Genomic DNA, 22,025 nt, shown 5'->3' with positions numbered 1-22,025 from the left:
TTTTGGGCACGTTGGTGACACCATCAATTTCCGCTGTTGGTCCGGAACGCAAAAGAGTGGCCGTTTAACTTCAGCAAGACAAACGGCCGCTGGTACTATTTCTCTTGGTTAGGCGCGCTAACGGATCATGGTTAAGCGATCCCAGTCTGCGTAATCGGGAGACCCTTCTCGGCGAACGGTGCCCTCATATCCATATTCGATCATGTGGATCATGGTCGAAGTTTCCTCTGCGAGGACGACCGCATAACTCTCCGGCAGGTCCGATCCTGCGAGGTTGCCCTTATTGGCAAAGTCCGGCCATCCGGCATGGTTGGTACCGCGCGGTGCACTAAAGGGAACTCCGTGCAGAGAACCGGCCAGAGGCAGATGGCAATGCCCATGGAAAATATGCCGGATCTTGGCCGTATGCCGGGAAACGACTTTGCCAAACCCGTCTGCGTCCTGGAGCATGATCTTGTCCATGGGCGCAATGCCGATCGGGACAGGGTTGTGGTGCATGAACAGGAAAACGGGGGCCGTGGCGTTGGAAAGCTCCCGATCGAGCCAGTCTTGCCGTTTAGAGCAATAAAAACCGGCATGAGTATCCGGTCCCCAGGTGTCCAACAGAATTGCCGTGCCTTCACTCAACGGAACAACCGCTTGAACAAAGCCGTTCTCGTCAACGTCTTCAGGAAAAACAGACAAAAAAACGTCCCGCTCGTCGTGATTGCCAATGCATAGATGAATGGGAAGCGGGCATTTGGCGATTTCTGCTTTCAGGCGCAGGTAATCGTCTTTGTCGCCCCAATCAGAGAGATCACCGGTGATAAAAATGGCTTCAGCGTCGGGATGATGGGATATGGCATGTTGAAGGGCTTTGCGGAAATTCTCATTCGGATCCCGTCCGGCAATCGTGTCCCCCGGTTTGGTCAAATGAATGTCCGTCAGTTGGAGAAGTTTCAAGTCTTCCTCCTTGGATTATTTTTGTGATGAAAAACGCCGCCCGGTAGACCGGGCGGCGCAAGAACGAAAGTTGATCAGTTGGACGGCAGAAGATCTGTAACTTCTTCGTCCAGCTGTTCTTGCAGTTCGGCCATGTCGTCGAACTCGCCGGTCACAATGCCTTCGATCCCGTCGTAGATGACCTGAGTGATCGCCAAGCCATTGTCACCCGGGTAGGCCTGCCAGTCGCGCAGCAGTGGCAGCTGGCGGACAGCGGTCTCTTTGTTCGGGTTCTGTTGGTAGAAATCCGCCAGGATGACTTCGTTGGCAGCCTTGTTCGGCGGCATGTAGCCTGTTGTACGGGCAACGTCGGCAGCACCTTCACCGGAGGTGATGAACTTGAGCCATTCCCAGGCAGCGTTCAAGACCTTCGGATCTTCAGAAGAAGACACCAGCATGGCCGCGTTGCCGCCGGCTGGCAGACCTTTCGGGCCAGATGCTTCGATGCCCGGATATTCGTTGGTCTTCAGTTCAAAATCGCCTTTGGCACGCTCAACGGCACCGAGCGCAGATGTCGACCAGAACATCATGCCGATTTCACCAGCTGAGAAGGAGGCAAGGGCCGCTTTCCACTCAATGTTCTGCATGTCGCAGCCGCGGAAGATGCCTTTCATAGTTTCCAGGGATTTCAGACCTTCGTCGGAAGAAATCTGGAACGCGTTGCCCTCCATTGTGGCTTTGTCCTGCGACCACATCAGAGCCTGCAGGAACCAGTTGCCGGTGATGTTCCAGCCCCAGAACATCGGGTTTTTGACGCCGGCCTCATGGAGCTTGCCGCAAACCTCAACAACTTCATCCCAGGACTTCGGCAGGTCGGCAACAGATGTGATGCCAGCTTTCGCCATAACGTCCATGTTGTAGTAACCGACGGGCAGGGAGACAGAAAACGGAAGGCCGTAGATGTCGTCGTTGAACGAGCCGAGCTTGAGCATGGCATCGTGGTAGCCGTCTTTTTCGAACGTCTCTTCCTTCAGGATGAAAGGCTCGAGCGACTTGGCAATTCCTTTTTCAACAAGGATCGCCTGACGGTTCAGACCCTGCATGGTGACGTCCGGGAGCGTGCCGGCAACAGCTTCACGCAAGATGGTGTTGGTGCCGTCTTCGTAAGATTCGTAAGTTGCCCGGATCTTCACTTCGATGTTCGGAAACTGTTCGTTGAACTTCGGCAGGATTTTCTCGTAGGTCACATCAAAAAGATGGGAATACGGGTAAGCGAATTCGATCGTTACTTTGTCGTCTGCATGCGCAGCGGAGGCTGCCAGCAGTAGTGCTATTGCGGTGAGGGTCTTTTTCATGGAACTCTCCGTCTGTTGCCGTGGGAGTGGCTGGTCGCCAAACTCGTCCGCTCCCGGTTGATCCCCTCGCGGGATTTCGGTGATGGGGCCGCCCTTGGGCGGCCCCGCATGTTTCTGAGCTCTTGGGTCTATTTCATCCCGCTGAGCGTGATGCCTTCGATGAAACGGCGCTGAGCAATCAGGAAGGCCACGATCAGCGGCGCCACGATGATCGTGGCGGTCGCCATCATCGGGCCGAAGTTGTCACCATCCGCGTCGCCCTTGAATTCGCGCAAGCCAAGCGGTGGGGTGAACAGAGATCTGTCGCCGGTGATCACGATCCGTGGCCAGAAGTAATCGTTCCAATGCGCAACGACCGAGAAGATCGCAAAGGCCAAGAGGGCAGGGATCGCGGTTGGTAACATGACGTTCCAGATGATCGAGAACTCGTTCATTCCGTCCATCCTGGCGGCGTCGATGAGATCATCGGGGACGGTCATGAAGAACTGGCGCATCAGGAAAATGCCGAATACCGAGATCGTCCAGGGAATGATCAGAGCGGCATAGGTGTTGGTCAGCCCGACTTTGGCCAGCATGATGTAGAGCGGCAGCGCGATGGCGTGGACCGGGATGAGCAGGCAGAACAGAACCAGTCCGAAGACAGCTTCGCGCCCCCAGAACCTGAGTTTTGCCAGCGCATAGGCGCAAGGCAGTGCGACAAGAACCTGAATGAAGAAGATGGACGCCGTAACGATCACGCCGTTGAGGAGGTACCGGATGAGCGGTGCTTTCTCAAAAGCCGTGGTGTAGTTGTAGATGACCGGGGTGACCATACAGTCGGCCACGTCCTTGCCGAGCTTAATGCAATAGTCGTCGCGGAATGCTTCCTGCGCGCCGAAGAACCCACCGATGTTCTGCATGATTTCAGCCGGGCTTTTGAAACTGTAACTGACCATCACGTAGAACGGCAGCAGCACGATCAGGCTGCCGAAGATCAGGACCACATGCTTCAGGGTTTCTGCCGCTGAAAACCGGAAGGCCGGCAGGCCAACCGCGGTGGAAGAGGAAAGAGTTGTGTCGCTCATGTGTAATGAACCCTTCTCTCCACCAGCCAGCGCTGGACGAGCGTGAGAAACATGACGAAAGCCAGGAAGACGACGGTTATGGCCGCGCCAATTCCCATGAGGTTTTGCTGGATCGCTTTTTCGTAGATGGCAAACATCATGACGTAGACCGACTTCGACGGTCCGCCGCCTTGCGGGTAAAACGCCTCGACCGTGTCAAAGACCTGGAATGAGCGGATAAACGAAATGGTGACGACAAAGACCGTGGTCGGGCCCAGCATTGGCCATGTGACAAGGCGGAACCGGTCCCAGGCCGACTTTGCGCCATCCATTTCGGCCGCTTGGTAAAGCTCCCTCGGCACAGAGGTCAGACCCGCGAGGTAGAGCACCATATTGAAGCCAAAGCCTTGCCAGACCCCGATAAAGGCGACTGTCCAGATGGCATAGTCGCGGTCGGTCAGCCAGAGCGGGAAGCCCCGCTCACACCCGTGTGCGTACCAACCCCAGACTTCCAGAACAGTTCCGCAACCGCGCTCCAATGTGGAATTGACGATCCCGATGGTCGGGTGAAAGGCGAACTCCCAAACAATGGCCATCGCAATCAGCGCAGCCATCACGGGCAGGAAGTAGATGGTCTTGTAAAGATCACCGAACCGCTTGGTCGAATTGATAAGGAGCGCGGCGCCGAGGCCCAGTCCAACGGAAAGCGGAACAACCACAAAAACATAGCGGAAGGTCGCGCCAAACATCTTTTCATAGGTGGAACGGGTGAAGATCTTTTCGTAGTTCTCAAGGCCGACGAATTCAGCGCCGGAATTGCCCAGGCTGTAATTCGTGAAGCTCATGATGGATGCGATGCCAATCGGCAGAAGCAAAATGACAAACATCAGGAAAAGGGCAGGGCCGACAAACCAATAGTGCGCCTTGGAGCGGGGCATTACGCCACCTCCGCGACGGCGGTATCTTCAGTATTGGAAAGGCCGATCCGTTTGCCGCCTACTTCAAAGATCATGGCGGCACCGTGTTGCCGCTTGAATGCCACGTCCTGACCAATGGACACGGCAACACCATCTACGGGCGCCGCGCGGACCACGAGACGATGCGCACCGTCATGAAGGCTGATGTGCAGGTAGATATCAGCGCCGAGGTTTTCCTTGTGAACCACCTGGCCTTTCAAAGCCTCCGGATCCGTGTCGTCACAAAGCGTCAAATGTTCCGGGCGCAGTCCGATTGTAATTTTGTCTGAAGAGGTTGCTGCGACCCGCGTCAAGACAACATCGCCGCAGCGGGCGTGGCCATTGCTGTCCAGGTGGCCGGGCAAGAGGTTGATCTTCGGCGCTCCAACGAACTCTGCAACCCGGATATCCTGCGGATTGTTGTATATTTCGTCCGGTGTGCCGAGCTGCAGGATGTTCCCTTCCATCATAACTGCCATCCGATCTGACATCGTCAGAGCTTCGGCCTGGTCATGCGTGACGTAAACGAAGGTCGTGGCAAGGGATCGATGAAGTTCGGCCAGTTCTGAGCGCATATGAATGCGCAGCGCCGCGTCCAGATTAGATAGTGGTTCGTCCATAAGAAAGCCGGCCGGTTTGCGCACCATCGCCCGGCCCAGGGCGGCACGTTGCCTTTGACCGCCTGAGAGTTGGCCGGGTTTGCGATCGAGAAGATGATCGATCTGCAAGATTTTCGCCGTCTCGGCCACCTGCGCCCAAAGCGCCTTGTACTTGGACTTTGCGAGCAGCGGGCCGGCGAAAGGAAGCCGTTCGGCAAACGACAAGTCCCGGAGCCGCAAGGGCGTCATCATGTTCTGGCCGACGGTCAAATGCGGATAGAGCGCATAGGACTGGAAGACCATCGCTAGGTTCCTGTCAGCGGGGCGGACCTGGTTGACTTTCCGGCCGTCGATGAGAACGTCACCAGAACTTGGTGCTTCCAGTCCGGCCAAAATCCGGAGCAAGGTCGACTTCCCGCATCCAGAAGGTCCGACAAGTGTCAGGAACTCTCCCGGTGCGATGTCGAGATTGATCCCTTCAAGAACCGACGTGTCGCCGAAACTCTTTTCGATCGCTTTTAAGGAAATGGCCGCCATATGATCGCCCCTCTAGTTGCGATCACCGTAGCGAGCGTGATTGAACCATCTGTGACGTAATATTAGCGTTGCTAATGGGCGCTATCGTCTTTCATGCAGACAACATGGAACTGTCATGAACGCTTCGCCCAGTCCCTACCAAATCAAGGCTTTTACTTATGTTGCGCGGGAACGCAGTTTCTCCCGCGCTGCCCGCGCGCTCAATGTGACGCAGTCGTCTGTAACCCAGCATGTGGCCAAACTGGAAAACCTGATGGGGACCCAGCTGTTTATTCGGCGCCGCGACGGTCTGGAGCTGACGCGTGCGGGCATAGAGCTGTTTTCAATCACCGACCGATTGGCGACGCTGGACCAGCTGGTCACAGAAAAAGTGAACGACTACAGCGCTCTAACGGACGGCAGCATTCGATTGATCGCCAACGCACCCCGGCCTGCGATGCCCATTATTGCCCGGTATGGAGAGCTTTATCCCAAGGTTCAGATCGATTTCACGCTCTATGACTGGACCACGGCCATGACGCTTTTGAACGAGCGTCAGGTGGATATGGCGATTGTCACCGAACCTCAGGAAAACCCGGCACTTGTGACCCATGAGCTTAGGCGATCCAAATACATGGTACACATGCGGGCTGACCACTGGCTGGCGAAAGAGCCGGTCCTTTCGCTTGTCGACCTTCAAACGGAAACCCTTGTCTTGCCCGAGGACGGGTCGCTGACCCAGCGGATTGCAAACCGAAAGATTAAGAAACATGATCTGACCTTCCAGCGCATTTTAAAAACCACAACTTTTCCCATGGTCAAGGAAGCTTTGCTGCATGGTCTTGGCGTCGGTCTCCTTCTGGAAAACAGCCTCTATCCATCAGACAATCTGGTCGCCATTCCAGTGCATGAAATGCCGGAAGAATACCGAGATTGTGTCGTTATCCCCCGAGACAAAAAAGACCTGCGGCTTATTCAAAGCTTTTTAGGTGTCTGTATAGACGGGACGGTTGCCGAGCCTCAGAAATCAGCCTGAGATCAATATGGACGAAACGGCAGAACTCATGCGCTGAACGAAGTCCAAAGCGAGAGTTGATGACCGTTTAACCCGTTTTTAGCCGAACGCGTTATGGCTACCGCTATTTCGCGAAAACCATCTATCTGCTTCTACCTTGCTGAATAACCCTCTACTTGGGCTGTTCAGCGTCCAGCACGCTCGCCGGATGCGTCCGCTTCGTTGTAAAGGCTCGCATAGATCGCAAGTGCCATCGTCGGATTGCAGACGGTTTTCGGAAATTGACGTGGTGACGGCTTTTGCTCCGTTTCCAGTTCATTCGCAGTCATTGCCAAGCAAAGTGTTGGGTTTAATGCTTCGGCTGTGCTGTCTTCTGCGGCCATGAGATTATCTCCTGTGCTCATTGGGTTGCGTTACAGATGATTACGCAAGATGGGTGCCAGAATTAGAGACGTCTCAGGTGTGTATTCGAGGCTCGGCAAGGTCAATCTGACTATGAATTGTGCAGTGTGGCGCAATCATAGGCGAGGTCGGGCTAAAAACGACCGAAAGATCTGACTGTCTACAGACGCCTATGGCAATTCAAGCCGGGGCCATCCTTTGGCTCGGTGGGGCGGTTTGCGAATACCTGTCTGCCGAAAGGTTTCAAGGCAAATGAGTGCAGAGGTCCCATCGGGTGTTGGAACCTGTGGTGACCGGTCCACACCAGACAAAGCCTTCGGCGCAGGCATTTGGGCAGAGGAAAGCATAATAGTTTGTTTTTGCCGGAACTGATCGTACATCCACGCATCAAGAACAATATGTGGCCGTCCCGCCTGATCAATGATCGAGCCGCACCAATGGCTGATGAGGTTCTCAAGATCTTGGATTGATGTGCCAAATCGCGTGGAGTGGGTCGGATAGCTGCTGATATCGATGAGCCAGGCAAGCGGATGCTGCCCATAAACGATCAAGTCCTCAAACCGGCTTTCTGACAGAATAAAAAGGCGGCTGCCGGACAAATCAACGGCGACGTCGCGGAACTGGGCCATGTCCAGATATCGTTGAACGCGGCCTAAGAAACTGGCTGCTTCTACAATCGGTCCGTCGAACGCCGGCGGTTGATTTACAAAAACGTCACGTGACACCATCGGTCTCCCTGATCTATGCGGTAAGTTTACACTGGAAAGTGCCAAGAAATACGCACAGTTAGGGTGGAAAATTCAACGATTGCGGTAACTGATTGTTCAGAGAGATTTCCAGGTAGTAAGCGTTCTGACAGACGAACTCTCGGCAATTAGATAGGATACTAATTCAGAGCACAAAGATCCAAACTGTGTGTTCCTTTGACGGCCTTTGTAACCGCATATGTGCGAAAGTCGAATGGTTCCAGCAAGCCTGATCCAAGAATATACCGTAACGTAAAATGGGGGAGTGTCGGCTACTCCAAAGGATCCTCATGCAGAAATCAGAGCGCGTCAGGCAGGCTGTTATATTATTTGTGATTGGTCTTGCGTGCCTGAGCGCAGTCCTGGTGCTCAGCGCTCGATTTGTTTTTGCTTCTTAGGCTGATTTCCAGTCACTGACCCACACGTTTTAAAGTTTAAGTTTTGTGTTTCGTCAGCAAGTTCAGCTGTCAGGCTCAGCTTAAGACGCCGCGGCGGATCTGTTTCCGGGGGTGATCGCGTCGCCATTGAGATAGGTTTTCAGGTCCTTCAAGGGCATCGGTTTCGAAAAATGATAACCCTGAACCGTGTCGCAGCCGAGAGCCGCGAGGCGGTGAGCGTGCTGTGCCGTTTCCACGCCTTCAGCAATTACCTGCAGACCAAGGCTTTGGCCCATCGTAATCGTTGCCGCGACCAAGCCTTCTGCAGCCGGGTCCTCGCCAAGCGGGAGAATAATGCTCCGGTCGATTTTCAGTGCGTGCGGGCGAACCTGCATAACGCTCTTGATGGACGCATGCCCGGACCCGAAGTCATCAATGTCCAGCTCGAACCCAAGTTCACGGAGCGTGTCCAAGGCAAAAGGAATGGTGTCGTCACCATCTTCCAGTGAGACAGACTCCAGGATCTCGAAGGCAACCGGTGCCTGCCACCGCTTGAACAGGTGTTGTGCGAACTCCGGAAAGTCCGGATCGATCAAGGTTGAGGATGTTACATTGAAGGCAAGACGGGGCAGGGCACCTGTCTTGGCAAATAGGGGGCCGAGGTCTTCGGCCGCGCGTGTCATGATTGCAAGGTCAAGGTCGCCGTCGAGGCCCAGTTGATGGGCAATCGGGAAAAACAAGGCTGGTGGGAGAAGGCCAAACTCCGGGTGCTGCCAACGGGCCAGCACTTCAATTCCGGTGACTGCGTGGGTGCGGGCATCGTGCTGGGTTTGATAGAACGGCACAAGTTCCCGGCCTGCAAAGGCCTCGACCAGGTCATCAGCCAGCCGCCGGTCGCGTGAAATGCGTTGTTCAAGCGGTCCGGTAAACACTCTCAAGCTTGCCCGGCCAGCGGCTTTAGCTTCATACAGTGCGGCATCGGCATTGCGAAGGATTTCAGACGGATCATCGCGTGAAATTTCAGCAACCGCGAGCCCGAGGCTTGCGCTGAATACGCATTGTTTGTTGCGATAGAGAATGGGCTCCAGGGTGCGTTCCAACAGACGCTGGCCAATGTCTTCTGCGCGTTCCAATTCTGTGCCTGGAGCACACAGGACAACAAATTCGTCGCCGCCGACACGGGCCACCAGATCGTCTTCCCGGGTTGCGGTCAAAAGCTTGCGGGCAACTGTCTTCAGAACGTGGTCGCCGGCATCATGCCCCAAGACGTCATTGACTTGCTTGAAGCGGTCGAGATCGATCCGGATCACGGCCCGTTCGCCGCGTCCACCGGCAGCTTTCAATGCATGGTCGAGCTTGCGCCGGTTGGAAAGACCCGTCAGCGCGTCTTCAAGGGACCGGCGCCGGTAATGGGCCTTCGCCGTCTCAAGGTTTTCGGTCAGGTTTTGCAGTTTGCGGTTGGACTGTACGAAATCACTGACATCGGACCGGATGACGACCTTGTCGCCATGCGCGCTTTCCGTAAGTTTCACCTGGATGTACCGCTCGCCTTGTACAACAAGGCTGACCTGCGAGCCGTCCTGTTCCAACTTGTTCCGGAAATCGAGAATGAACTTGTTCCGGTCTTCCTCTGAGATGTCGGGATAGTGTCCATATTCCATGGCATCTTGCAGAATTTCCGCGCCGGTCATACCGAGTTTAACCCGTTCAGGGACTGGATGGGCGAGCTGGCGATACATTTCGTTGCAGGTAATGAGGCGTCGCTTTGCATCAAAGACCGCAAAGCCGTCCGGGATTGCTTCGACGGCGGTGGCAAAGCGTTCATTGACCTCATTCACGTGCCGTGCGGAGGCTGTGAGCGTGGACCACACCTCGCGCATCGTCCGGGTCAAGAACATCATGATCATGAGCAAAGCGAAGCTGACGAGTAACGTGCCCCCGATGACCAGGTTGACGATCCGATCCTCAATCGTCTGAACCTGAGCATGAAAACTGGCGCTGTCTGCCATCATTTTTTCAAGCGCCGCCTTGATTTCAAGACCTTGGGCAAAGCGGCTGCTTTGTTCTGAGTGGCGTGCAAGAGGAGCCGCGCGCATGAGTTCCAGCTGCGCGATGAGATCGTCGGTCCTGGCCACCTCAGCCCTGCACATGGCGAACGCGGCGCCTGCACCAAGCCGTTTGACCACCTCATATTCAGGGACAGTCAGATTCTGCGTACACCAAAGCGCTTCTGCTCGCGCACTTGAGAGTGAATCAATAAGTTGGCCGATGTCCGAATCCCGAAGAATCGGCGATTGGACAACAAGGTCATGGGCTTGTTTGATGTGCAGGAAATGCTGGAAGTTGCGCGCGCGATATTCGCCAGCCAGATAGAGATAATTGTAGCCCAGAAATGAGACGACCATGGACATCATCAACAGTCCGATAGCGATCGCCGGCGCAGCCCGTTTGGTCTCGCTTGGCGCGCCCTCAGAGGCTGGTCCCCTCAGGAAATCTCCGGTCTGGTCATCGGTACTTAAACTGTCTCGCATTCGTAGTCTGGCGCGCCCCCGGTTGCGTTGTTGGACGTTTTCTCGCCCTTCCGCAAAGTCAGAGATATCGCGTAAAGATATAAAAAAGCGTTTCCTTCCAGTGATGTGAGGGAAAATGTCAAAATACTCCTCACCGAAACCGCAAGTATTTTTTGGTCAAAATCACTGACGACTGGTCCAGCACTGAGTATGATCTGGTTCAAGCCGTTCGGTTGCAGAACAGAGCCTTAGGCAAGCAATGCAATCACCGGTAGTTAACAAGAACTCTTAGTGGGGCACCATGTTTGACATCCCAGTGGTACTTTTGCATGGCACGAATGCCGGACCCTGCACGATGGCGCCCTTCAAAAAGTTCTTTGAAGAAGCTGGCTTTGCATGTCATGCGCCGACATACCGGTTCCATGACCTTGCGGACGGCGAAGACCGCCGGAAAGCACTGATTGGAACCAGTATTCAAGACTACGTCTCGGATACCGTTGAATTCATGCGAACTCTCGACAGGCCGCCCATCGTCATCGGGCACTCCCTTGGCGGACTGATCGCGCAAATTCTGTCCGGGCGTGGTCTGATCGAAGCAGGTGTTCTGATCAACAGCAGCATCATGGCAGGTGCAACACCGACCACGGACATGGAGCGTGCCCTCGGCAAGATGTTTATGTCGGCCGGTGCCTTTTGGCAGGAGGCGCCAGGTCAGGATTTTGAATTGCTTGCGGCCTATGGTTTGAACACCATGCCGGAAATTCAGCAGCACGAAATCTGTGACCGATTGAGCACTGAGTCTGGAGAGGTTTTGTTTGAACTGTTTTTCTGGATGTATGATCAGAAACAGGCAACGCAGGTGGTGTTTGATGGGCGAAATGCGCCAATGCTCTTCCTGACAGGGGGAGAAGACAAGGTGGTCCCGCCATCAACGGCCCGTCAGATGGCGGCGCGGTATGGCGATTTGGCCACTGTTCAAGAGTATCCTGGTAAATGCCACTACATGCAGCTCGAAGACGGATGGCAGGAGCTCGCGTCAAACAGTCTGGGGTGGATCCGGGAAACAGTTTCCCGCAAGAATATCTAGATCCAGACCCGGTTCGCTTTTTGGTGCGAACCTTGCGCTTTAGACCCAATTTCCCGGCTCCACCCTTGACACTTTCACCCCCAACCTTTATCGCGCTCCCATCGTGCGTCTTGGGTTCCGCCCAAGGCGAGCGCTGCTATTTGCAATGCTCCTGCAAAAAGGGGAGTGGGCGGCGCGGCACACGGAAATTTTGATAATCAACACCTCCGGGGCGGATTGCCGCTCAGGACCGAGGACGAAGCAAAACCCATGCAGGTAACCGAAACCCTCGCTGAGGGCCTCAAGCGCGAGCTGAAGATTGACATTCCGGCCGGCGATCTGGCTGTGAAGCTCGATGACTATCTGAACGACATGAAGTCCAAGGCCAACATCAAGGGCTTCCGTCCGGGCAAGGTGCCGGTCGCGCACCTGAAAAAGATGTATGGCCGTCAAGCCATGGCCGAAATCCTGTCGAACACCATCCAGGAAACCACACAAAAGGCTGTTGAAGAGCGTTCCGAACGCCCGGCGCTGACACCGGAAATCGATCTTCCGGAAGAAGACGCTGAAAAGATCCTGGCCGGCGACGCCGATCTGTCTTTTAAGATGACCTACGACGTACTGCCGGACTTTGAAATCGTCGATTTTGGCGGTTTTGAAATCGAGCGTCCGGTTGTCGAGATCGCGGAAGAAGAAGTCGACACTCAGGTCTCTGACATCGCCAAGAATAATACCCCGTTCGAAGCCAAGGATGGCGCTGCTGAAGACGGCGACCGCGTCACCATGTCTTACCTCGGCAAAATCGACGGCGAGCCGTTTGAAGGCGGTGCGGACGAAAACGGCCAGCTGGTTCTGGGCTCCGGTCAGTTCATCCCGGGTTTTGAAGAGCAGCTGATCGGCACGAAGGCTGGCGACGAGAAAGTCGTTGAAGTGACCTTCCCGGAAGAGTATCCGGCAGCGCATCTGGCCGGTAAAGCCGCGACGTTTGACGTCGTTGTCAAAGAGGTCGGCGCACCGGGTGAAGCCGCGATCGATGATGAGTTTGCAAAAGGCCTTGGCCTTGAGTCGCTCGACAAGCTGAAAGAAATCGTTCGTGGCCAGATCGAAGGCCAGTTCGGTCAGATGACCCGTCAGCGCGTCAAGCGTCAGCTTCTCGACAAGCTGGACGAGCATTACTCCTTCGAACTGCCGGAAAAACTGCTGGAATCTGAGTTCCAGATCGTTTGGCAGCAAGTCGAAGAAGACATGAAGCGCAACGAAAAGACCTTCGAAGACGAAGAAACAACGGAAGAAGAGGCGAAAGCGGAATACCGCAAGATCGCCGAGCGCCGTGTTCGTTTGGGTCTGGTGCTGTCGGAAATCGGTGAAAAGAACAACATTCAGGTCACCGACGAGGAAATGCAGCGGGCGCTCTACGACCGGGTCCGCCAGTTCCCGGGCCAAGAGCAGCAGGTGTTTGAATTCTACAAGAACAACCAGCAGGCACTGGCGTCTCTGCGCGCTCCGATCTACGAGGAAAAAGTCGTCGACTTCATGCTCGAGCTTGCCAAGGTGACCGACAAGACTGTGACCAAGGAAGAGTTGGAGAAGCTTGTCGCCGAGGACGAAGACGCCGCTTGACGGTGAGTTTTTCTCGGATAATCAACAGATGCGGCGGCAACTTTAACTTTGCTTTCATGCCGCATCTGCGATGACTTTGCGTTGAGGGCGGCATCCCTATATATGGGGGTGTCGCTTTTTTCGAGTCAGGCCTTGGAACGATGCGCTTTCAAGGCCTGTTTCCAGCCCAAATCCTGGGTAACATCTCAAGCATATGGATGAGGTATGAAGGATCCTGTCGATATCTACATGAACACTCTCGTGCCGATGGTTGTCGAGCAGACAAACCGGGGCGAGCGGGCCTTCGATATCTACTCGCGCTTGCTGAAGGAGCGCATCATCTTCCTGACCGGTCCGGTCGAAGATCACATGGCGACCTTGGTCAGTGCGCAGCTGCTTTATCTGGAAGCTGACAATCCTTCCAAGGAAATCGCGATTTACATCAATTCGCCCGGCGGGTTGGTCACATCCGGCCTGGCGATTTACGACACGATGCAGTTCATTCGCCCGGCCGTGTCGACCCTCTGCATTGGTCAGGCAGCTTCCATGGGCTCACTGCTTCTGGCTGCTGGCGAGAAAGACATGCGCTTCATTCTACCGAATGCGCGGGTTATGGTTCACCAGCCATCCGGTGGTTTCCGTGGTCAAGCAGCCGACATCATGCTGCACGCCCAGGAAATCCTTGCGATGAAACGCCGGCTCAATGAAATTTACGTGAAGCACACCGGACGGAGCCTGGATCAGGTGGAAGAAGCGCTGGAGCGCGATAACTTCATGACCGCTGAAAAAGCCAAGGAATTCGGGATCGTCGACAATGTCATCACGGATCGGTCCAGCCTTGGTGGTGAAGTCGAGTCGAAAGGCTAAGGATTTCTGCGGAGAGCCACGGGTTGAAAATCCGTGGCTTTACCGTGAAAATCCCAAGGTATTCCAAGGTTTCCACCTTCGCCTTAAACCTATATTGATTTTTACCGGCGAAGCATGGTGACATCCTATAGGAAAGTGCGGCACCTTAGGCGCCTAAAACTTTCAAACCGGGAGCCTCAATTTGGCCTCACCCGGAGAGATAAGGGGTTAAGCACCCCAAAAACGCGAGGTTGACTACATGACCAAGGCCAGCGGCAGCGATTCAAAGAATACGCTCTACTGCTCCTTCTGCGGCAAAAGCCAGCACGAAGTCCGCAAGCTGATCGCCGGCCCGACTGTTTTCATTTGCGATGAATGTGTCGAGCTGTGCATGGATATCATCCGCGAGGAGAATAAATCCTCGCTGGTTAAGTCCCGGGACGGGATCCCGACTCCTCAGGAAATTCGCGATGTTCTCGATGATTATGTCATCGGGCAGGGCAGTGCGAAGAAGGTCCTGTCGGTCGCCGTTCACAACCACTACAAGCGTCTGAACCACGCGTCCAAGAACAACGATGTTGAGCTTGCAAAGTCCAACATCCTGCTGGTCGGACCGACCGGTTGCGGCAAGACACTGCTTGCGCAGACGCTCGCCCGGATTCTGGATGTGCCGTTCACAATGGCAGACGCCACGACCCTGACCGAAGCCGGTTACGTCGGTGAAGACGTCGAGAACATCATCCTCAAGCTGCTGCAGTCCGCGGACTACAACGTGGAGCGGGCTCAGCGCGGCATCGTCTACATCGACGAGATCGACAAAATCAGCCGCAAGGCCGACAACCCGTCGATTACCCGCGATGTCTCGGGTGAGGGCGTGCAGCAGGCTCTGTTGAAGATTATGGAAGGCACTGTGGCTTCCGTGCCGCCGCAGGGCGGACGCAAGCATCCGCAGCAGGAGTTCTTGCAGGTGGACACCACCAACATGCTCTTCATCTGTGGTGGCGCATTTGCCGGGTTGGACAAGATTATTTCCGATCGCGGTACCCAGACTTCCATCGGTTTCCAGGCACAGGTTCATGCGCCGGAAGACCGCCGGATTGGCGAGCTGTTCTCCGAGCTGGAGCCGGAAGATTTGTTGAAGTTCGGCCTCATTCCGGAATTCGTTGGCCGTCTGCCGGTCATCGCAACTCTGGAAGATCTCGACGAAGATGCCCTGATCACCATCCTGACCGAGCCGAAAAACGCGCTCGTCAAGCAGTATCAGCGTCTCTTTGAGATGGAGCAGGTTGAACTGTCGTTCCATGAAGATGCACTGCGGGCGATTGCCAACAAGGCGATTGAGCGGAAAACCGGTGCACGTGGCCTTCGGTCCATCCTTGAGTCGATCCTTCTCGACACGATGTACGAACTGCCGGGCCTGAAGGGCGTCAAGGAAGTCGTCATTTCTCCGGAAGTGGTAAAGGGCGAAGCGCGTCCCCTCTACATCTACGAGGACCGCGAAGAGACGTCAGCGACAAGTGCGTAAGCTAGCGGCAAGCGCATAACGTTATCGTCAGACAAATGCCGCTCTGGAGTGAGCGGCATTTTGCTTTTTGCACACCTGATTTTATTCGAGGTGCGTTATCCACCGTGCTGGTGAGTCGTCAACAGACAAGTCCCTTTGTTAATGTTTGATCGCCTTGACACCGGCCTGACAGGTAGCCACCTAATAGGACGTAAGGACGGCTTGTGCGGATCGTCAACGCGCCCATCCGGGGTGTTGCGATCCGGCCCTCGGCAGACGATCGCCGAAAGCCGTTTTCCAGTGTCTCTGGCTGCCTTTATTTGTGAGTGGGGCCGGAACACGCCGAGAAAGGAAAAAGAATGAGCGACGCAGAAATCCGCGCCACTGATCCGGACAGTACGTCTGTGTATCCTGTATTGCCTCTGCGCGATATTGTCGTCTTCCCGCACATGATCGTTCCGCTATTTGTGGGTCGTGAAAAGTCGATCAAGGCGCTTGAAGAGGTGATGACCACCGACAAGCACATTCTTCTGGCGACCCAGATGAATGCCGCCGACGACGATCCGAATCCGGACCAGATCTACAACGTTGGTACGCTGGCAACCGTGTTGCAGCTGCTGAAACTGCCGGACAACACTGTGAAGGTGCTTGTTGAGGGCGGTGCACGCGCGCAAATCGGCAACTATTCTGACCGGACCGACTATTTCGAAGCAACCGCAACCGTTTTGCCGGAAAAAGACGGTGAGAACATCGAGGTCGAGGCTCTGGCCCGCTCCGTGGTTGCCGAGTTCGAAAACTATGTGAAGCTGAACAAGAAAGTGTCGCCGGAAGTGCTCGGTGCGGTCAATCAGATCGACGATTACTCCAAACTGGCTGACACGATCGCTTCTCACCTGGCGATTAAAATCCCTGAAAAGCAGGAAATTCTTGGCGTCGTCTCTGTCGCTGAGCGTCTTGAGCGTGTCCTCGGCATGATGGAAAGTGAGATTTCCGTCCTGCAGGTGGAAAAACGCATCCGCTCACGCGTCAAGCGTCAGATGGAGAAGACCCAGCGCGAGTACTACTTGAATGAGCAAATGAAGGCCATTCAGAAGGAACTCGGGGACAGTGAGGACGGCAAGGACGAAGTTGCCGAACTCGAAGAGAAGATCAAAAAGACCAAGCTAACCAAGGAGGCGCGCGAACGCGCTGCTGCCGAGATCAAGAAGCTGAAACAGATGAGCCCGATGTCCGCGGAAGCGACCGTCGTGCGCAATTATCTGGACTGGCTGATCGGCATTCCGTGGTCGAAGAAGTCCAAGGTCAAGCACGACCTGAGCTTTGCCGAGAAGGTTCTCGATACCGATCACTATGGCCTTGAAAAGGTCAAGGAGCGGATCGTGGAGTATCTTGCTGTCCAGAGCCGGGCGAACAAGTTGCGTGGTCCCATCCTCTGCCTTGTTGGACCTCCAGGTGTTGGTAAGACCTCGCTCGGAAAGTCGATTGCGAAGGCAACGGGACGCGAATTTGTCCGCATGTCGCTTGGCGGTGTGCGCGATGAAGCGGAAATCCGCGGCCACCGGCGGACCTATATCGGCTCCATGCCGGGCAAGGTCATTCAGTCAATGAAAAAGGCGAAGAAATCCAACCCGCTCTTCCTGCTCGACGAGATCGACAAAATGGGCATGGATTTCCGGGGTGACCCGTCATCTGCGCTGCTTGAGGTGCTGGATCCGGAACAGAACTCATCCTTCATGGACCACTATCTGGAGGTCGAATACGACCTGTCAGACGTGATGTTCGTGACCACGGCGAACACGCTGAACATTCCAGGTCCGCTGATGGACCGTATGGAGATCATCCGGATCGCTGGTTACACGGAAGAAGAGAAGGTGGAAATCTGCCGCCGTCACCTCATTCCGAAAGCCGAGAAGGATCACGGTCTGAAAGACGGTGAGTTCTCCATCGAAGACGATGCACTGCAGTTTGTAGTGCGCCGCTACACCCGTGAAGCCGGTGTGCGGAACCTTGAGCGTGAAATGGCGACCCTGGCCCGGAAAGCGGTCAAGGACATCCTGATGAGCGACAAGGAAAGCATCACGGTGACCCAGGAGATCGTTGAGGAATACCTTGGTGTTCCGCGGTACCGCTATGGGGAAGCCGAGCTGGAGGACCAGGTTGGTGTGGTTACCGGTCTCGCTTGGACTGAAGTCGGCGGCGAGCTCCTGACCATTGAAGGCCTCATGATGCCTGGTAAGGGCAAAATGACAGTCACCGGCAACCTTAAGGATGTGATGAAGGAGTCCATTTCGGCTGCGGCGTCTTACGTTCGCTCCCGCTCGATCGACTTCGGCATCGAACCGCCGCTATTTGAGAAGAAGGACATTCACGTCCACGTTCCAGAAGGCGCAACCCCGAAGGACGGGCCATCTGCGGGTATTGCCATGGCCACGGCCGTGATCTCGACCATGACCGGTATTCCGGTGCGCCGGGATGTCGCCATGACGGGCGAAATCACCCTGCGTGGCCGCGTCTTGCCGATCGGTGGCCTGAAGGAGAAACTTCTTGCGGCTCTGCGCGGCGGCATCAAGCTTGTGATGATCCCGGAAGACAACGCCAAGGACCTGGCGGACATTCCGGACAGCGTGAAAAACTCGCTCGAGATCATTCCGGTTTCCGGCATGGATGAGGTGCTCAAGCATGCTCTGACACGCCAGCCGGAGGCCATCGAATGGGATGAAAGCGCTGCGGAAAATGCAACCAAGGCGAGTGCTTCTGATGATGACACAGCAGGTGTCGTCGCTCACTAATCCGCCCTTGACATTTGCGAAACAGTCAAGCCCCGGGAAAACCGGGGCTTTTCTTTTGAATAATTGGTCAAAACGGCTGTTTTCTGCGAAAAAACCACTTGCGTTTCGGCTCAAATCTCGCGAGTTTCGCGCAACGGCGCTGACAGGAATCGTCGGCATACGTCCGTTTCTTAGAAAGGTATCTGCTATGAATAAGAACGATCTGATCGCAGCTGTCGCAGAAAAGACCGGCCTGACAAAGGCACAGGCAGGCGAAGCAGTTGACGCAAGCTTTGAAGCTGTCACTGAGACGCTGAAAGGCGGCGGCGAAGTCCGTATCATCGGTTTTGGTAACTTCACCGTTTCCGAACGGGCTGCGACCGAAGGCCGGAACCCGCGGACTGGCGAAACGATCCAGATCCCGGCTTCTAAGACGCCGAAATTCAAGGCTGGTAAAGGCCTGAAGGACGCTGTGAACTCCTAATTGCGAGTTTGCATCGGTCCATGGACTGAAAAAACCCCGTTCTCGAATAATCGAGGACGGGGTTTTTTTCTATGCGCACTTGGCGGCCATAGAGAACGCTAAGTTACTCGTAGCAACTGACTTTGGCTGTAAAAGGCGAGAGAGCGGGTGCCTTATGAAACGGTCATCCACAGGCAGAAACGCCGATGGCATTTTTTTAGAAAATAGGTCTTGCCAAGGAGAGAGGGAGCCCATAAAAGGCATCTCACCTCGTTGAGGGCGATTAGCTCAGTTGGTAGAGCGCTTCGTTTACACCGAAGATGTCGGGAGTTCGAGTCTCTCATCGCCCACCATTCCCCCGACTTAAAATCGATGACTGGCGCAGCTGTTTTTGAACCGAATGCTATACATTCGGCGATCTATCGTGAGCGTTTCTAAATCGTTGTTGCCGCTGCCTTATTGGGGGCGGCCTTTTTGTGTTTTTCCATTCGACTTTTTAAGAAAAGTGCACTGTGTGCATAAATTGCTGGCGTTTGGCGGGGTAATGTGTGTATCAGAAACTTAGACGGCAAAATATAAAGTCACGATAAGTCAGAAAATTACGCCATGCTTGCAATCGGAATCCTCAAGCTCCTTGGAGCGGTTATGCTGCTCCTTTACGCCGTCCGCATGGTGCGGACAGGGTTTGAGAGAGTGTCGGGCCCAAGTATCCGGCGCACGATTGGGCGCGCGTCTGCCAATCCGTTGATTGGTATTGCCTCCGGTGGAGTGGTTGCAATCCTGCTTCAAAGCGCGACGGCCGTTGCGATGCTGACGGCCGGCTTTGCCAGTTCAGGCTTCATGTCGACATCGGCGGGCCTGGCAATCCTTCTGGGTGCGGATTTCGGCTCCGCGCTGGTGGTCCAGTTTCTGTCGTTTGATTTAGGTTGGTTGATCCCCTTGTTGCTCGCAGTCGGTGCTTGGACCTTCCTGAAGCTTCCATCGCGCACGGCGAAGCAAATTGGCCGGATCCTGATTGGGATCGCCCTGGTTTTGATTTCGCTGCAAATGATTGCAGAGGCGACCGAGCCACTCAAACAAGCATCCTTTATGCCGGCGGTTGCAGCGCACCTTGCCGCAGACCCAGTGACTGCTTTGCTTGTCGGGGCGTTGCTGGCCTTTTTGGTTCACTCCAGTGTGGCTGCCATCTTGATGATTGCGACGGTTGCGGATCAGGCCGGATTGCCCATGATGGCCGCTGTTCCGCTGGTCTTCGGCGCCAATATCGGGGCTGGCGTGGTGGCTATATGGCTGACCCGTGCCCTAGACCAAAAGGCGCGCCTGCTTCCGATTGGCAACTTCTTGTTCCGGACAACCGGTGCGCTGGCAGCGCTGGTCGTCTTCATCGCGCTTGATGAGCTGCCGAAGGTTCCTCTGTTTGGCAGCAGCCAAGGGGCGCAATTGGTTGCCTTGCATGTGCTCTTCAACATGACACTGGTGATCGTCTGTTTGCCGTTTCTGAAGCCGGTCGCATGGGTGCTCGATACGTTTGCAGCCAGTGCAGCGGAGCGCGAGACGGAAGGCTTTGCCGAGCAGAACAGCGCCCTGGACAAAAACGTCTTGTCGTCGCCGCGCCTGGCGCTGGCCAGTGCGACACGCGAGCTGTTGCGCATGGGGGAGGTGGTGGAAGCCATGGCGGCTCCGGTCATGCTAATGCTGGAGCGCGGTGATCCGGAAGCCATCGAGCGCCTCCAGAAGCGCGATGCGGTGGTGAACAAGATCCATGGAGACATCAAGCTCTATATCGCAGAGATGAGCCGGAACGAGCTGAAACAGGAAGATGCCGAGCGCAGCATGGAGCTCGTCAGTTTCTCGGTCAACCTGGAACGGGCAGGGGATTTGGTGTCAAAGAACCTCTATGCGCTTGCCTTGGAAATGCGCGAACGGGATTTGCGGTTTTCTGCAGAAGGGCTCCGGGAGCTGTCGGATATGCACGGCCGCGTCATGGCAAACATGCAACTTTCCATGAACGTGCTTGTGTCCGGCGATGCGGAATCCGCGCGGGAGCTGATTGCAGAAAAAGACCGGATGCGGGACCTGGAAAAAATCAGCCACGCCCGGCACCTGGAGCGTTTGACATCCGGGACGCCTGACAGTCTCGGGTCCAGCAATGCGCATCTAGAGGTTATTCGGAGCCTGAAGGACATCAACGCGCTCTTTGCAGCGGTGGCTGTGCCGATCCTTGCGGAAAAAGGGCAGCTGCGGAATACGCGCCTTGTTCCGGCAGAATAGATCTCGATCAGTCCGGGGGGCGCGCCAATTGATTGTGCACCCGACCAAATTGGAAGACCCTCAAGCCTTATTCGCAGGGTGGTCGGATTTAAAATTTTCAGCCCAATCGACTTCCTGTTCGATCTGCAAAAGTGCGCGGGCGAATTGGGCAAACAACGCCACAAACACCCCGACACCGACAAACAGATAAAGCACCGTAAACAGCCTGCCGGCAACGCTCTGTGGGGCAAGATCGCTTACGCCGACGGTCGCCAGCGTCATGGCGCTGAAATAGAGCGCATCCACCCAGCTCCAGCCCTCCACTGTCTTGTAAAAAACGGTGCCGGAGAAAAGGATCAGCCCTGCGAGGAGAAACCCGGAGCGGAAATGCGGCCGGTTCCATGATCGCAGAATGGCTTTCAGCAAACGCACCAGAGTGAGAACGGTCGACAGCATTGCAATGTCCTTTCTTGAGCCGGGGCGGTGTGCAATCAATATGCATCAATGTTTCGATGGATTGTTTTTCGCTTTGAGTGCTGAAGTGCTTTTACTTACCCACTGCACCTTAAAGTATTGAATCACTGACAAAAAAATCACATCGTCGTCGGGATTTCATGTGGCGATTACCGATCTGGCAAATTGAGTTGTCCACAACCTGAACGCTTTTGGTGCGTTGGCAAAATGGCTCAAACAGACGGCTTTTAAAAAAACGACATAATTGTCCGGCCAGAGCGCTTGACTTCATGTCTCAGCCGCCGTACATCAGCGCCACTTCGCGACGACATCACGTCGCCGCGCGAAGCGGGTGTAGCTCAGTTGGTTAGAGTGCCGGCCTGTCACGCCGGAGGTCGCGGGTTCGAGCCCCGTCACTCGCGCCACTTTCCCAAATTGGGTTTGTGGCGCATATATACCGTGAATGTGCGGGTGTAGCTCAGTTGGTTAGAGTGCCGGCCTGTCACGCCGGAGGTCGCGGGTTCGAGCCCCGTCACTCGCGCCACTCACGGTTCCCGATTTTTTCCGAAAATTTAGCAATTCAAGTTCAACCGGCCGACGTCGGTGCGCGTTGCGGCGTCCAGGTGCGTTTGAATG

17 protein-coding genes and 3 tRNA genes are annotated in these 22,025 nt (G+C 55.2%); 11 read left to right on the top strand and 9 right to left on the bottom strand.

Annotated features, from left to right (window positions below; genetic code table 11):
• Positions 1-117: 117 nt before the first annotated feature.
• The 5 genes from ACVDG4_RS04625 to ACVDG4_RS04605 form a co-directional block, all read right to left on the bottom strand.
• Positions 118-942 (bottom strand): phosphodiesterase, encoded by an 825-nt coding sequence (locus tag ACVDG4_RS04625; protein ID WP_409691670.1) that lies wholly within the window; start codon positions 940-942, stop codon positions 118-120.
• A 74-nt stretch (positions 943-1,016) separates the two neighbouring features.
• Positions 1,017-2,276, bottom strand: coding sequence for an extracellular solute-binding protein (locus tag ACVDG4_RS04620; RefSeq protein ID WP_409691672.1), 1,260 nt, complete (start codon positions 2,274-2,276; stop codon positions 1,017-1,019).
• 128 nt (positions 2,277-2,404) lie between these two features.
• On the bottom strand, positions 2,405-3,340 hold the full coding sequence (locus ACVDG4_RS04615) for a carbohydrate ABC transporter permease (protein WP_141185488.1): 936 nt from the start codon (positions 3,338-3,340) through the stop codon (positions 2,405-2,407).
• A complete protein-coding gene (locus ACVDG4_RS04610; RefSeq protein ID WP_306146994.1) occupies positions 3,337-4,257 on the bottom strand; it encodes a carbohydrate ABC transporter permease in 921 nt (306 codons plus the stop codon). The genes ACVDG4_RS04615 and ACVDG4_RS04610 overlap by 4 nt, the downstream gene beginning before the upstream one ends.
• Positions 4,257-5,411, bottom strand: coding sequence for an ABC transporter ATP-binding protein (locus tag ACVDG4_RS04605; protein WP_409691682.1), 1,155 nt, complete (start codon positions 5,409-5,411; stop codon positions 4,257-4,259). The genes ACVDG4_RS04610 and ACVDG4_RS04605 overlap by 1 nt, the downstream gene beginning before the upstream one ends.
• A 115-nt stretch (positions 5,412-5,526) precedes the next feature.
• Between ACVDG4_RS04605 and ACVDG4_RS04600 the strand changes: the two genes are divergently transcribed.
• The gene (locus tag ACVDG4_RS04600; protein ID WP_447234173.1) at positions 5,527-6,426 is read left to right on the top strand and encodes a LysR family transcriptional regulator; all 900 of its coding nucleotides are present in this window, start codon (positions 5,527-5,529) and stop codon (positions 6,424-6,426) included.
• Positions 6,427-6,590: 164 nt separating this feature from the next.
• On the opposite strand, the gene ACVDG4_RS04595 is transcribed toward ACVDG4_RS04600, so the two are convergent.
• From ACVDG4_RS04595 to ACVDG4_RS04585, 3 genes are all read right to left on the bottom strand, one after another.
• Positions 6,591-6,788 carry a hypothetical protein gene (locus ACVDG4_RS04595; protein WP_209177706.1) on the bottom strand — a complete coding sequence of 66 codons (198 nt, stop codon included), beginning with the start codon at positions 6,786-6,788 and terminating at the stop codon, positions 6,591-6,593.
• A gap of 189 nt (positions 6,789-6,977) precedes the next feature.
• Positions 6,978-7,535 carry a hypothetical protein gene (locus ACVDG4_RS04590; protein ID WP_447234172.1) on the bottom strand — a complete coding sequence of 186 codons (558 nt, stop codon included), beginning with the start codon at positions 7,533-7,535 and terminating at the stop codon, positions 6,978-6,980.
• A 496-nt stretch (positions 7,536-8,031) separates the two neighbouring features.
• Entirely contained in the window at positions 8,032-10,461 is a 2,430-nt protein-coding gene (locus ACVDG4_RS04585; RefSeq protein ID WP_447234171.1) for a putative bifunctional diguanylate cyclase/phosphodiesterase, read from the bottom strand.
• 280 nt (positions 10,462-10,741) lie between these two features.
• Here ACVDG4_RS04585 and ACVDG4_RS04580 point away from each other — a divergent pair, with 280 nt between their 5' ends.
• The 8 genes from ACVDG4_RS04580 (at position 10,742) to ACVDG4_RS04545 (ending at position 20,957) form a co-directional block, all read left to right on the top strand.
• The gene (locus ACVDG4_RS04580; protein ID WP_447234170.1) at positions 10,742-11,527 is read left to right on the top strand and encodes an alpha/beta hydrolase; all 786 of its coding nucleotides are present in this window, start codon (positions 10,742-10,744) and stop codon (positions 11,525-11,527) included.
• A gap of 249 nt (positions 11,528-11,776) precedes the next feature.
• Positions 11,777-13,126, top strand: coding sequence for a trigger factor (gene tig, locus ACVDG4_RS04575; protein WP_133950099.1), 1,350 nt, complete (start codon positions 11,777-11,779; stop codon positions 13,124-13,126).
• A 204-nt stretch (positions 13,127-13,330) separates the two neighbouring features.
• Positions 13,331-13,972 (top strand): ATP-dependent Clp protease proteolytic subunit, encoded by a 642-nt coding sequence (locus ACVDG4_RS04570; RefSeq protein ID WP_447234169.1) that lies wholly within the window; start codon positions 13,331-13,333, stop codon positions 13,970-13,972.
• Positions 13,973-14,210: 238 nt separating this feature from the next.
• The gene (clpX, locus tag ACVDG4_RS04565; protein ID WP_133950095.1) at positions 14,211-15,476 is read left to right on the top strand and encodes an ATP-dependent Clp protease ATP-binding subunit ClpX; all 1,266 of its coding nucleotides are present in this window, start codon (positions 14,211-14,213) and stop codon (positions 15,474-15,476) included.
• A 338-nt stretch (positions 15,477-15,814) separates the two neighbouring features.
• Positions 15,815-18,244, top strand: a complete 2,430-nt coding sequence (lon, locus tag ACVDG4_RS04560) for an endopeptidase La (RefSeq protein ID WP_447234168.1) — start codon at positions 15,815-15,817, stop codon at positions 18,242-18,244.
• A gap of 187 nt (positions 18,245-18,431) precedes the next feature.
• On the top strand, positions 18,432-18,707 hold the full coding sequence (gene hbs / locus ACVDG4_RS04555; RefSeq protein ID WP_008192569.1) for a non-specific DNA-binding protein Hbs: 276 nt from the start codon (positions 18,432-18,434) through the stop codon (positions 18,705-18,707).
• Between the two features lie 256 nt (positions 18,708-18,963).
• Positions 18,964-19,039: transfer RNA gene (locus tag ACVDG4_RS04550), tRNA-Val, on the top strand.
• A gap of 253 nt (positions 19,040-19,292) precedes the next feature.
• Positions 19,293-20,957, top strand: a complete 1,665-nt coding sequence (locus tag ACVDG4_RS04545; protein ID WP_447234167.1) for a Na/Pi cotransporter family protein — start codon at positions 19,293-19,295, stop codon at positions 20,955-20,957.
• A 60-nt stretch (positions 20,958-21,017) separates the two neighbouring features.
• Here ACVDG4_RS04545 and ACVDG4_RS04540 read toward each other — a convergent pair whose 3' ends face one another.
• Positions 21,018-21,392 (bottom strand): potassium channel family protein, encoded by a 375-nt coding sequence (locus ACVDG4_RS04540; RefSeq protein WP_447234166.1) that lies wholly within the window; start codon positions 21,390-21,392, stop codon positions 21,018-21,020.
• Between the two features lie 345 nt (positions 21,393-21,737).
• Between ACVDG4_RS04540 and ACVDG4_RS04535 the strand changes: the two genes are divergently transcribed.
• Positions 21,738-21,814: transfer RNA gene (locus ACVDG4_RS04535), tRNA-Asp, on the top strand.
• 42 nt (positions 21,815-21,856) lie between these two features.
• Positions 21,857-21,933, top strand: a tRNA-Asp gene (locus ACVDG4_RS04530).
• Positions 21,934-22,025 lie beyond the last annotated feature (92 nt).

It is taken from the genome of Roseibium sp. MB-4 (genome assembly GCF_053005265.1).
Note: the sequence above shows the minus strand (reverse complement) of the source record. Positions and strands in the feature narration are given on the sequence as shown.